A 12,799-nucleotide genomic window follows, 5' to 3' on the forward strand; every position below is an offset into this window, starting at 1 on the left:
TCAACACTGTTTTAAAATATAGTAGTATATTTATATAGTTTTTAGGAGGAAAAAGAATGAGTTTAGAAAAATTAGCTAATATAATATTTCCTGATATTGATAAGACACCAGAATATTATATTCAAAAATATCCAAAAAGAAATTTAAAAGAAGGTGCAGTTGTTACTAGATATGCACCATCACCAACAGGATTTCAACATATAGGTGGAGTATTTGCAGCTTTAATAAATGAAAGATTAGCAAGTCAAAGTGAAGGGGTTTTCTATTTAAGAATAGAAGATACAGACCAAAAAAGAGAAGTTGAAGGTGCAATTGAAGATACAATAAAAACAATGCATAACTTTGGAATGGACTTTAATGAAGGTATGACAGGTGAAGAAACTTTTAAAGGAGAATATGGTCCATATAGACAAAGTCAAAGAGCAGAAATTTATAAAACTTTTGCAAAAGACTTAATTGCTAAAGGATTAGCTTATCCATGTTTCTGTACGCCAGAAGAATTATCAGAATTAAGAGAAAAACAAATAGCTCAAAAGATAACACCAGGATATTATGGCGAATATGCTAAGTATAGAAATTTAACTCCAGAAGAAGCTATAGCTAAAATAGAAGCAGGTGAAAAGTATATCTTAAGATTAAAATCACCTGGAAACATAGAGAATAGAATTGAATTTTATGATTTAATAAAAGGAGATATATCATTCCCAGAAAACAATCAAGATATTGTTTTAATAAAAGGTGATGGACTACCAACATATCATTTTGCACATGCTATAGATGATTCTTTAATGAGAACTACTCATGTTATAAGAGGAGAAGAATGGTTATCATCATTACCTATACATGTTCAATTATTTGAAGTATTAGGATTAGAAAGACCAGAATATGCTCATATTCCAACAATAATGAAAAATGATAATGGTTCAAAGAGAAAATTATCAAAGAGAAAAGATGCAGAAGCTGCTGTTTCTTATTATACAGAAGTTGGATATCCAACAGTTTCAGTTATTGAATATTTATTAAATATAATAAATTCAACATTTGAAGAATGGAGAGCTGAAAATCCTACAGTTGATTATCATGAGTTCCAAGTAGCTTTAGATAAAATGAGTAAATCAGGAGCTTTATTTGATATAGTAAAATTGCATGATGTAAGTAAAAATGTTATTTGTAAAATGAAAGCAGATGTAGTTTATGATAACTATGTGACTTGGGCAAAAGAATTTGATAAAGAGATGTATGAATTAGTTACAGCTAATGAAAAAATGTCTAAAGAAATGTTTAATATAGATAAAGAGGGTCCAAAACCAAGAAAAGACTATGCTAAGTGGGATGAAGTAAAAGAAAAAATCTTCTATTTCTTTGATGAATTATTCTATAAGGAAAAGGCTGAGCAAGTTGAATTGCCAAAGACAGTAACATTAGAATCAGCAAAAGAAGTAATAAAAGTATACATGAATAAATATAACACTAATGTTAATAGCCAAGAAGAATGGTTTGAGGATTTAAAGACAATTGGTTTAGATTTAGGATACTGTGCAAATAGAAAAGAATACAAAGCAAATTTAGATCAATATAAAGGTATGATTTCAGATGTTGCAGGTGCAGTAAGAGCAGCATTATCACATAGAAGCAACACACCAGATCTTTATACTATTATGAACATATTAGGCGAAGATAAAGTAAAAGAAAGATTTGAAAAGTTTTTAGAAATATAAACATAATAAGACGAGATTAAAAGCTCGTCTTATTATGGAATCTTAAAAAATAAGTTAAATATTTAAATTCATAATTCGATATCTTTATTTTTTAAGTATATTAGATTAAAATTAACAATAGATGTAAATACATATAAGTATATTATGTAATAACTTTCAGATGTAAAAATAAGTAATAGGAGAGATAGAATATGTCTAATGAAATTAATTCATCTAACTTCATAAGAAATATAATTGTTGAAGACTTAGAGACTGGAAAACATAAAAAAATAATAACTCGTTTCCCACCAGAACCAAATGGTTATTTACATGTAGGTCATGCTAAATCAATAGTTTTGAATTCAGGATTAGCTGAAGAGTTTAACGGAAAATTTAATTTGAGATTTGATGATACAAATCCTACTAAAGAAGACACTGAATATGTTGAATCAATAAAAGAAGATGTAAAATGGCTTGGTGGTAATTGGGATGAAATATTCTTTGCGTCAAATTATTTTGATACAATGTATGAAAAAGCTATTCTTTTAATCAAGAAGGGATTAGCATATGTTTGTGATTTAACTCCAGAAGAAATGAAAGAATATAGAGGAAGCTTAACTGAACCAGGAAAAGAAAGCCCTTATAGAGATAGAACTGTTGAAGAAAATCTTGATTTATTTGAAAGAATGAGAAAAGGTGAATTTAAAGATGGGGAAAAAGTTTTAAGAGCTAAAATAGATATGGCTTCTCCAAATATAAATTTTAGAGATCCTATAATTTATAGAATTGCTCATGCAGAACACCATAATACAAAAGATAAGTGGTGTATATATCCAATGTATGATTTTGCACATCCAATAGAAGATGCTATTGAAGGAATAACTCATTCAATATGTACTTTAGAATTTGAAGATCATAGACCTTTATATGACTGGGTTGTAAAGGAATGTGAAATGGAGTCTGTTCCTAGACAAATTGAATTTGCAAGATTAAACATGACTAATACAGTTATGAGTAAAAGAAAATTAAAGCAATTAGTTGATGAAGGAATAGTTGATGGATGGGATGACCCAAGAATGCCTACTATATCTGGATTAAGAAGAAGAGGATATACATCTGAAGCTATAAGAAACTTCTGCACAGCAATAGGTGTAGCTAAATCTAATTCATTAGTAGATTCTCAAATGTTAGAATACTTTATAAGAGAAGATTTACAATTAAAAGCACCATCAGCAATGGCTGTTATGAGACCATTAAAATTAGTTATTACAAATTATCCAGAAGGTCAAACAGAAATGTTAGAAGTAGAAAATAATGCTAAGGATGAAACTCAAGGAAAGAGACTTGTACCATTCTCAAGAGAATTATATATAGAACAAGAAGATTTTATGGAAGTTCCAGTAAAAAAATATTTCAGATTATTCCCAGGAAACGAAGTGAGATTAAAAGGTGCATATTTTGTTAAATGTACAGATGTTATAAAAAATGAAAATGATGAAGTTGTAGAGATACATTGCACTTATGATCCAGAAACAAAATCAGGTTCAGGTTTTACAGGAAGAAAGGTAAAAGGAACTATTCACTGGGTAGATGCTAAAACAGCAAAACCAGCAGAATTTAGATTATTTGAACCTTTAATATTAGATGATGAAGAAGAAAATGAAGGAAAGAATTTCTTAGAACAAATAAATCCAAACTCAATGGAAGTGTTACAAGGATTTATTGAACCAACAGCTGTAAAAAATGTTAAGGTGCAAGATAAGTTACAACTTATTAGAAATGGATTCTTTACAGTAGATTCAAAGTATACTACTGATGAAAAGTTAGTATTTAATAGAATAGTATCACTTAAGAGTTCATTTAGATTAAAATAACAAAGTAGAAAAAGAAGAAATATAAAATTAAATATATAAAAACTAATAATAAAAAATAAGCCGCCTCAAATTTGAGACGGCTCTTTTTTATTTTATACTATATTACCAGTTTATCCCGATTAGACCATTAATAAGACTAATTCCTCCTTTGTCAGGTGAATGAGCTTTTATTTGAACAGATACATTATCTTCATAGTTAGGGCATTGGTTTCCTTCCTCTGAAAATTCAGTAACATATGAATTATAAATTAGTTTTGAACTCTTACTTAATAATTCAATTACCATTTCTTGTCTTAATCTTATAATTATATCAAAGGTTGTACCATCTTCAAAAGAAATTGTACGAACTACTTCAGTTCCACCATCGCTATTTAAAGTAAGTGTATTTTTAGGAATAATCCAATCAGCTAATGACTCTATAGCGTATTGAATACCAGCTTCCCCTAACTGTATTGCTAAATTTTTTAATTGAATAACAAATGCATCATCCATAGTAATTTTTAGTTCCTCCACTAATTATAGAATTAGTAACTATTATTTATATTATTATATGATTTTATAATTAAAATGTTACTTTTTAATTATTATAAAACTACAATTTAATCTAGATTTAATGAGGTTAGAGAATTATTTTTACAATTAAATAGGTTAAAATAATATTTTTATGAATACTATTTATAATTAGTCCAGTTTTTTTATTAAATTAACTGTATTTAAATATTGAGAAATATTTCTTAATAGTAGATTATTTTATGGAACGTATAAATTTATCAATTTACTGTCTTAATATAATTTAAACTAATTACATTAATATGTAATATATGGTATAATTTTCAATGGAATAATATTTTTTATGTTTTGAATTAAAAATATAGAATTTAACAATGTGGGGGGAGAAATAGTATGGACAAGTATAAAGTTATTGAGATTAAGAAAAGTGTTTTTGAAAATAACGATAGACAAGCAGAACTACTTAGAAAAGAATTAAAAAAAGATAAAACTTTTTTATTAAATTTAATGTCATCACCAGGTTCAGGCAAAACAACAACTGTTTTAAGAACTATTGAAGCTTTGAAAGATGAAATGAAAATAGGAATTTTAGAAGCAGATATTGATTCAGATGTAGATGCTAATACTGTATCTAAAACAGGTGCTAAAGTAATACAACTTCATACAGGAGGAATGTGTCATTTAGATGCAGATATGACAAAACAAGGGTTAGATGGACTAGGAACAGAAGAGATTGATTTTGCAATCTTAGAAAATGTAGGCAATTTAGTGTGCCCAGCAGAATTCGATACTGGTGCATCAAAAAATGCTATGATTTTAAGTGTACCAGAAGGAGATGACAAACCGTTAAAATATCCATTAATGTTTTCAATTGTTGATGTATTATTAATCAATAAGATTGATGCTATGGATTATTTTGAATTTGATTTAGAAGCAGTTAAGAAGTATGCAACAAAATTAAATCCAAATATTAAAATAATCCCGATATCTGCTAAAAATGGAGAGGGAATTGATGAATGGGTTGATTGGATACGTACTGAAGTAGAAATTTGGAATAAAAAATAGTAACATAATAAAATTTAATATGGGGGCAAATGTATATGGTAAAAGAAAAAGTGCTTGATCTGGCAAATAAAATTAGTAATAAAAAACGTGGTTCAAAAACAGAAATTATGCCAGAAGATCCTGAATATAAAATTCTGGAACCCGTTATTACAGAAGAAATGGCAGAAGTAGCTCTTTGCCTTGAATTACGCAAACCGATGAGTGCTAAGGAAATCGCTCCTTTATGTAGTAAATCTGTAGAAGAAACAGAAAAGCTTTTATGGGAATTAGCAATGGCTGGGGCCGCTTTTGTTAATAAAATTGATGGGGTTGATAAATATTGGCATGAGATTTGGGTTCCAGGTCACATGGAAATGATGGTTAACAACAAGGAAAATGTTAAAAAGTATCCTCAAATCGGAAAGGCTTTTGATGATTATGGAAAATTAAGAGGCCCGAAAGCGGCAGGTAATGTTCCAGTAGGTTCTGGTCCTATGCGTGTTATCCCTATTGAACAATCTATTTCAGGTGAAACTAGAAGAGCATCTTATGAGGAAGTCTCCAAATATCTTAATGAAAATACTATTTTTTCAGTTTCTGATTGTTCTTGTCGTACAGCAAGAGAAGTTATGGGAGAAGGCTGTGGTCACTTAAAGGAAGATATGTGTATTCAACTAGGACATGCTGCTGAATATTATATTCGTACAGGTAGAGGAAGACAGATTACTCGTGAAGAAGCTTTTGAAATTATTAAAAAAGCTGAAGCAAATGGGTTGATGCATAATATACCAAATACAGATGGACCAGGAAAAACTCATGCGATTTGTAACTGTTGTGGGTGTGGGTGTTTTGCAGTGAGAATTGCTAATATGTTTGTAAATCATGATATGGTACGTTCAAATTATGTTTCACAAGTAGATACAGAGAAATGTGTTGCTTGTGGAGAATGTGTTGAAAATTGTCCTACGGGGGCATTAAAAGTAGGTCAAAAAATTTGTACCAAAACACCTATTCTAGAAAAGAAAAGAGAACTTCCTTATGATACAGAATGGGGTCCGGAGAAATGGAATATTGATTATCGTACCAACAGAAAAGTTGTTGTAGATACAGGTTCAAGTCCTTGTAAAGCAGAATGTCCTGCTCATATAGGCATTCAGGGGTATATCAAGTTGGCATCTCAAGGAAGGTATACTGAAGCACTAGAACTTATTAAACATGAAAATCCATTTCCAGCAGTATGTGGACGTATCTGTCCAAGAAAATGTGAATCAGCTTGTACTAGAGGAGATATTGATGATCCGATTGCTATTGATGATATCAAGAAATTTATTGCAGAGCAGGATTTGAATAAAGATATTCGTTATATACCTGAAAAAAGACATCAATATGGGAAAAAAATTGCTGTTATCGGTGCAGGTCCTTCAGGACTTTCTTGTGCTTTTTATTTAGCTATTGATGGTTATAAGGTAACTGTATTTGAAAAACAAAAACTACTTGGTGGAATGTTGGTACTAGGAATACCTTCTTTTAGATTGGAAAAAGACGTGGTAAATGCAGAAATTGATATTTTAAAAGAATTAGGTGTTGAGTTTAAGACTGGTATTGAAGTTGGTAAAGATGTAAGTCTTAATGATTTACGAGATCAAGGATTTAAAGCATTTTATCTTGCAATAGGTGCTCAAATGGGTAGGAAATTAGGACTTCAGGGTGAAGATGCCGATGGGGTAATTACTGGTGTAGAGTTTTTACGTAAAGTAAATTTAGGCGAAAATTTGAAAATAGAAGGAGAAACTATTGTAATTGGCGGAGGAAATGTTGCTATTGATGTTGCTAGAACTGCTACACGTATTGGTGCATTAAAAGTTCATATGTATTGCCTTGAGAGCAGAGAAGAAATGCCTGCTCTTGATGAAGAAATTGAAGAAGCATTAGAAGAAGACATTAGTATTAATAATTCATGGGGACCAAAGCGCATTATCATGGAAAATGGACATGTTATAGGTGTAGAATTTAAAAAATGTATTTCTGTTTTTGATAAAGATAAAAAATTTAATCCTAAATTTAATGAAAACGAAACTAAAACAGTAAAAGCAAATAATGTGTTAATTTCGGTAGGTCAAGCAATGGATTGGGGTGAATTATTAAAAGATTCTAAAATGGAGTTAAATCCTAATAAGACAATTAAAGCTGATCTATTTACTTTACAGACAGGAGAACCAGATGTATTTGCTGGTGGAGATGCGTTGACAGGACTTAAGTTTGCTATTGACGCAATTGCTTTAGGTAAGGAAGGGGCAATTTCAATTCATCGTTATGTTCAACCAGGACAAAGTTTAACTCTTGGACGAATTAAGAGAGAATATCGTGCTTTTGATAAATCAAATCTTGTTATTGAAGGATATGATAATATTCCAAGACAAAAAGCAAGGAATATTATCTCAAATAAATCTAAAGAAACCTTTAAAGATTTACGTGGTACATTTACAGAAGAACAAGTAAAAAAAGAAACACAGCGATGCCTTGGTTGTGGAGCAACAGTTGCAGATCAATATTTATGTTTAGGATGTGGTGTATGTACTACAAAATGTAAATATGACGCAATTAAACTTGTACGAAAGTATGACAAGCAAAATCCAGAATTTAAAGATATGAAATCTACAATTGTAAAATATGCATTAAAACGTAAGGTGAGAATTGTAATGAAAAAACCAGTAAAAGCATTAAAATCAATGTTTTATAGTGAAAAAGACAAATAATATAAATTATACAAAATAAAAGATGGGAGAACTATGTTTCTCTCGCTTTTAGGCACATGAAAGAAAATAACAAGTCCAAAATGCGATGTATATTTTGCGTCAGACAAGGAAACATAAAGATTTAATAGCGAGATATTAGAGAATTATGCTGACGCAACATGACACGAAATAGAGTAGCATATTGACTTGTTATTATTTTGAATGTTCCTTAAATTTATATAAGCGAGGTGAGGCTAATTGCATGAATTAGGAGTTGTAATTGAAGTTGTTAAAACTATCGAAAATTTCGCAAGAAAAAATTCATTAACCCAAATAGATACACTGGTGCTCCAAATTGGTGAGCTATCATCCATAATTCCAAGATATATTGAATCATGTTATCCAGCAGCTGTGGACGGTACATTATTACAGAACACAAAATTGAAAATTGAAATATTACCAGGGAATGGTATATGTAAAAAATGTAGTAAAGTTTTTAATCTTATAGAGAATGATGGTAAATGTCCATACTGCCAAAGTACAGATTTTGATATATTAGGTGGAAAAGAGTTTATGATTAAGGAGGTAGTTGCTTGTTAAACTGTTAGAAGGCCACACCATTGTTCATGCACTACATTTGGAAAAAATTCACGTTCCACAGTAACTTAGCGAATTTTTTATATTTAAGTAACATAATTAAGGAGGAGAAAATAGGGATGAATAATAAGCTGATAAAATTTATAATAACATTAACAATAGCTACATTATCTGTAAGTGCAGTAGGATGTTCTAATAATGGAAAAGATAATGTAAAAAAAACAAATGCTGAAGTTCATGAAAGTAATTTTGAAACAGTAAAATTTGTATATTCAGATGGTGCTAAAGATTATGATGTAACAGTAAAATCACCAAGACAAAAGGCAGTAACATTATCTCAATTTATGACAGAAATGCTATTAGCACTAGGTTTAGGGGATAGAATGGTGGGAACAGCTCTTTTAGATAATCCTATATTACCAGAATTTGAAGAGGCTTATAATAAAATACCAGTACTTAAAATTGGAGAAGGTCATTCTGTATCTAAAGAAGCTTTTATAGCAACCGGTGCAGATTTTGTAAGTGGATGGGATTCATCTATAAGTGAACAAACTACAGGAGCGCCTGATGAACTTATATCAAAAGATATAACCCCATTTATGGCTAAGTCTTATAGGGCAGACTCTACAGTAGAGACTGTTTATGAGGATTTTGAATTATTAGGAAAAATATTCGGAGTACAAGATAAAGCTAAAGACGTAATAACTAAAATGAAAAGTGATATAAAAGTTGTGACTGATAAAGTTGGGGATATAAAAGAAGAAGATAGAGTGAAAATGATGGTATATGATTCAGGTCAAAATGATGCAATGGTAGTTGGAGCAGGGCTTGCTAATAACTTAATAAACCTTGCAGGTGGAAAAAATGTGTTTGCTAAGAATGCAAACAAGCCTTATATACATGTTTCATGGGAAAGTATAGTAGCAGAGAATCCAGAAGTTATATTAGTAACTGACTTTATGGCAGGAGAACCAGTACAAGAAAAAATAGATTTCTTGAAAGCACATCCTGCGCTTAAAGATGTACCTGCTATAAAAAATAACAAAATATATGTTGTAGGATTAGCTGATTTATCTCCAGGTGTTAGAAATCCTAAGCTTATTGAGCAAATGTATGAATATTTTTTTGGAGAAAATAAGTAATGCAAGTAGCTTTAGAGGAGAAAAAAAGCCTTTCTAAAAAGAAAGGCTTTTTACTTTGGCTTATAGCTTTAAGCTTAATATTAGTAGTTATAATAGTTGCAGCAATAGCTGTAGGTAGTACGTATATTAAACCTGGAGAAGTATATAAAATACTACTTAGTAAATTAACAAATGGAGCAGTTTATAGTGATATTGGAAGTATAATGACACAAAATATAATATGGGAAATAAGGTTTCCTAGAGTATTACTAGGATTTATATGTGGAGCAGGACTTGCCATTTGTGGAGTCCTTATGCAATGTATCACTAAAAATCCAATAGCTGAACCTTATATATTAGGTATATCATCAGGAGCATCTTGTGGTGCTGTTTTTGTTATAGTTTTAGGTGGGGTGTCATCACTTGGGATAAATAGTGTTGGAGCAGGAGCATTTGTAGGCTCTCTTATATCAGGAATATTAGTTTTTGCTATAGGTACTCAAATGGGAAAAACAACGTCCACTACAAGATTAGTATTATCAGGTATGGCAATATCAACAATATTTTCGGCACTTACTAATTTACTTATATATTCTGCAGAAAATTCAAATCAAGCTAAAACTGCTTTGTTTTGGACTGTTGGTAGTTTAGGTGGTGCCAAATGGGAGGTTTTATTATTTCCATTTATTATATTAGTTATAGTTATGATAGGAGTATTAATAATGTCTAAATCACTAGATATATTACTTCTTGGTGATGATAGCGCAATAATACTTGGAATTAACATAAAACTTATAAAATCTACAATTTTAATACTAGCTACATTACTTACATCAGCATTAGTTTCTATAACTGGAGCGATAGGATTTATAGGACTTGTAGTGCCACATATATCTAGAACTATAGTAGGAAGTGATCATAAAAAACTTATAGTACTTTCATCATTAATAGGTGCTATATTTTTAATATTATCAGATATTGTAGCTAGAGGTCTTTTCCCACCAATAGAAATACCTATAGGAATAATAACTTCATTAGTTGGAGGGCCATTCTTCTTGTATTTGATTTCTAAGAAAAATTATTCATTTGGAGGAAAATAGTAATGTTTAAAGTGCAGGTTAGAAATTTAAGTTTTAGCATAGATAAAAAAGCAATACTAAAAGATATATCTTTTAATATTAAGAAAGGTTCATTTGTAGGAGTTATAGGTCCTAATGGTTCAGGAAAATCTACATTGCTTAAAAATATATATAGACTTTATAAACCATCAAGTGGAAGTATATTATTAGATAATAGAGAATTGGTTAAAATAAAACATAAAGATTGTGCAAAAGAGATTGGAGTTTTAGCCCAAGAAAGTAATACTCACTTTGATTTTACTGTTGAACAAATAGTAAAGATGGGACGATATCCATATAAATCTGTTTTTGAAGATTATTCTAAAGATGATTTACAGATGGTTAAGGAAATGCTAAAAAAGGTAGGCTTAGAAAATTATAGTCATAGGAATTTTTCAGAGTTATCAGGTGGAGAAAAACAAAGAACTTTAATAGCAAGGGCTTTAGTTCAAAATACTAATTTTTTAATACTAGATGAACCAACAAATCATTTAGATATAGGTTATCAGATACAACTTATGGACTTAGTTAAAAGTCTTAAGATAACTACTTTAGCAGCTATACATGATATGAATTTAGCATCTATGTATTGTGATTATTTAATTGTAATGAAAGATGGAAGGATAAAGAAAGTTGGAACAGTAGAAGACGTAATAAATTCTAAAATGTTAAAAGAGATATTTGGTGTAAATGCATATGTAGGAGTTAATCCTGTAAATAAAAAATTACAAGTATCATTTATGTATACACATGAACATATTAAAGGCCTTGGAACTGATCATATACATGAAGACGGATTTACAGGAGTGCATACTCATTAAAGGTTTAAAAATATTTGATCTATTATTTTATGTGCCTAAATTTACACATTATTTTGTGTAGTCAAAAATATAAGAGTATGCTAAGATATTTAAATAATAGTCGTTACAGAAAAGTCATATGCCGCACCATTATTTCTGCACTATGTTTGTGGAAAGGGTGCATGGCTAAAAAAATTAATTATTTTAGTTGGAGGTATATATGAGACTTATTAGTGTCTCTAGCCTAAAGGGAGATGAAATTTTAGGAAGACAAATTTATGATGAACTAGGTAGAGTTTTACTTAATGTTGGAGTAAAATTAAAGCCTTATTATATTGAAAAGATTAAGGAAATGGGAATTAATTCAGTATACATTGATGATGATATATCAAAAGATGTAGATATTGAGGAAAGTATTTCTGAAAAGACAAGGCAAATGAGTAAACATGCTGTTAAGGATATGGTTCAAAAATATTGCCGTGAAGGAAAAACTGATAGTACAAGTGTTATAAATTCAGTGAATTCAGTAATTGAGGATATATTATCAAATAAAAATGTTTTAATAAATGTTGCAGAAATAAGTTCAAGTGATAACAATATATATTCGCATTCTGTAAATGTTTGTGTATTGTCTACAATAATAGGAATCCATATGGGATATAGTATGTTAAAGCTTAAAGATATAGCTGCAGGTGCCCTAATGCATGATATAGGAAAGATAAAAATCATGAATGACAAAAAACTTTTAACACAATTTAAGACGAAAGAAGAATTAGATAAGTATATTAAATTAATGCATCCAAGAGTTGGTTATGATTTTTTAGGGGAACAGTATATTTGGAATGCCGCTGTCAAGGTAGTTGCTTTAATGCATCATGAAAGAAGTGATGGAAGTGGTTATCCTTTAAAAGTACAAGGAAATGAAATAAACCAAATTGCAAAGATAGTATCTATATGTGATGTTTTTGATAATTTAGTATCAGGAAGAAATATGGATAAAAGTAAAACTGTACCTGAGGTTATCGAATATCTTGTGGGTATGAGTAATATTTATTTTGATGCAGAAATAGTAAAAAAATTTACTAGCAATATAGCTGCTTTTCCAACGGGATGTGCTGTTATTTTAAGTTCAAATGAAAAGGGGTTAGTTGTAAGACAAAACAACTCAATGCCAACTAGGCCTGTGGTAAAAGTTATATATGATAAAATTGGAAATTTACTTTCAGAACCTTATGAAATTGATTTATTAAAAGAATTAACTCTTTTTATTATAAAAACCTGTGAACTTTAATTTATTGGAGGA

General features: G+C 29.9%; 10 protein-coding genes. 9 read left to right on the forward strand and 1 reads right to left on the reverse strand.

The window, feature by feature from the left end:
- The first annotated feature begins 56 nt into the window (after positions 1-56).
- Complete coding sequence (gene gltX / locus KYD98_RS14810; RefSeq protein ID WP_219780828.1) at positions 57-1,718, forward strand: glutamate--tRNA ligase; 1,662 nt, start codon at positions 57-59, stop codon at positions 1,716-1,718.
- Between the two features lie 191 nt (positions 1,719-1,909).
- Positions 1,910-3,571 carry a glutamine--tRNA ligase/YqeY domain fusion protein gene (locus KYD98_RS14815; protein ID WP_219780829.1) on the forward strand — a complete coding sequence of 554 codons (1,662 nt, stop codon included), beginning with the start codon at positions 1,910-1,912 and terminating at the stop codon, positions 3,569-3,571.
- Positions 3,572-3,673: 102 nt separating this feature from the next.
- Here KYD98_RS14815 and KYD98_RS14820 read toward each other — a convergent pair whose 3' ends face one another.
- Positions 3,674-4,063: a hypothetical protein gene (locus tag KYD98_RS14820; RefSeq protein WP_219780830.1), complete on the reverse strand. Its 390-nt coding sequence runs from the start codon at positions 4,061-4,063 to the stop codon at positions 3,674-3,676.
- Positions 4,064-4,474: 411 nt separating this feature from the next.
- Between KYD98_RS14820 and hypB the strand changes: the two genes are divergently transcribed.
- The 7 genes from hypB to KYD98_RS14855 all read left to right on the forward strand — a co-directional run bounded on the left by hypB (position 4,475) and on the right by KYD98_RS14855 (position 12,787).
- Positions 4,475-5,146, forward strand: coding sequence for a hydrogenase nickel incorporation protein HypB (gene hypB, locus KYD98_RS14825; RefSeq protein WP_219780831.1), 672 nt, complete (start codon positions 4,475-4,477; stop codon positions 5,144-5,146).
- 35 nt (positions 5,147-5,181) lie between these two features.
- Complete coding sequence (locus KYD98_RS14830; protein ID WP_219780832.1) at positions 5,182-7,881, forward strand: FAD-dependent oxidoreductase; 2,700 nt, start codon at positions 5,182-5,184, stop codon at positions 7,879-7,881.
- A gap of 237 nt (positions 7,882-8,118) precedes the next feature.
- Entirely contained in the window at positions 8,119-8,460 is a 342-nt protein-coding gene (locus KYD98_RS14835) for a hydrogenase maturation nickel metallochaperone HypA/HybF (protein ID WP_219780833.1), read from the forward strand.
- A gap of 116 nt (positions 8,461-8,576) precedes the next feature.
- Entirely contained in the window at positions 8,577-9,599 is a 1,023-nt protein-coding gene (locus tag KYD98_RS14840) for an ABC transporter substrate-binding protein (RefSeq protein ID WP_219780834.1), read from the forward strand.
- A complete protein-coding gene (locus KYD98_RS14845; protein ID WP_219780835.1) occupies positions 9,599-10,678 on the forward strand; it encodes a FecCD family ABC transporter permease in 1,080 nt (359 codons plus the stop codon). Before KYD98_RS14840 ends, KYD98_RS14845 begins: the two co-directional genes overlap by 1 nt.
- Before the next feature lie 2 nt (positions 10,679-10,680).
- On the forward strand, positions 10,681-11,517 hold the full coding sequence (locus KYD98_RS14850; protein ID WP_219780836.1) for an ABC transporter ATP-binding protein: 837 nt from the start codon (positions 10,681-10,683) through the stop codon (positions 11,515-11,517).
- A 199-nt stretch (positions 11,518-11,716) separates the two neighbouring features.
- Positions 11,717-12,787, forward strand: coding sequence for an HD-GYP domain-containing protein (locus tag KYD98_RS14855; protein ID WP_219780837.1), 1,071 nt, complete (start codon positions 11,717-11,719; stop codon positions 12,785-12,787).
- The last annotated feature ends 12 nt before the right edge of the window (positions 12,788-12,799 follow it).

It is taken from the genome of Clostridium weizhouense (assembly GCF_019431045.1).
Classification (GTDB): Bacteria; Bacillota; Clostridia; order Clostridiales; family Clostridiaceae; genus Clostridium; species Clostridium weizhouense.

Bases quoted from the DNA above. Each gene is read 5' to 3' on its own strand.
- gltX (WP_219780828.1), top strand. From the start codon at position 57: ATGAGTTTAGAAAAATTAGCTAATATAATATTTCCTGATATTGATAAG.
- KYD98_RS14815 (WP_219780829.1), top strand. From the start codon at position 1,910: ATGTCTAATGAAATTAATTCATCTAACTTCATAAGAAATATAATTGTT.
- KYD98_RS14820 (WP_219780830.1), bottom strand. From the start codon at position 4,063: ATGGATGATGCATTTGTTATTCAATTAAAAAATTTAGCAATACAGTTA.
- hypB (WP_219780831.1), top strand. From the start codon at position 4,475: ATGGACAAGTATAAAGTTATTGAGATTAAGAAAAGTGTTTTTGAAAAT.
- KYD98_RS14830 (WP_219780832.1), top strand. From the start codon at position 5,182: ATGGTAAAAGAAAAAGTGCTTGATCTGGCAAATAAAATTAGTAATAAA.
- KYD98_RS14840 (WP_219780834.1), top strand. From the start codon at position 8,577: ATGAATAATAAGCTGATAAAATTTATAATAACATTAACAATAGCTACA.
- KYD98_RS14845 (WP_219780835.1), top strand. From the start codon at position 9,599: ATGCAAGTAGCTTTAGAGGAGAAAAAAAGCCTTTCTAAAAAGAAAGGC.
- KYD98_RS14850 (WP_219780836.1), top strand. From the start codon at position 10,681: ATGTTTAAAGTGCAGGTTAGAAATTTAAGTTTTAGCATAGATAAAAAA.
- KYD98_RS14855 (WP_219780837.1), top strand. From the start codon at position 11,717: ATGAGACTTATTAGTGTCTCTAGCCTAAAGGGAGATGAAATTTTAGGA.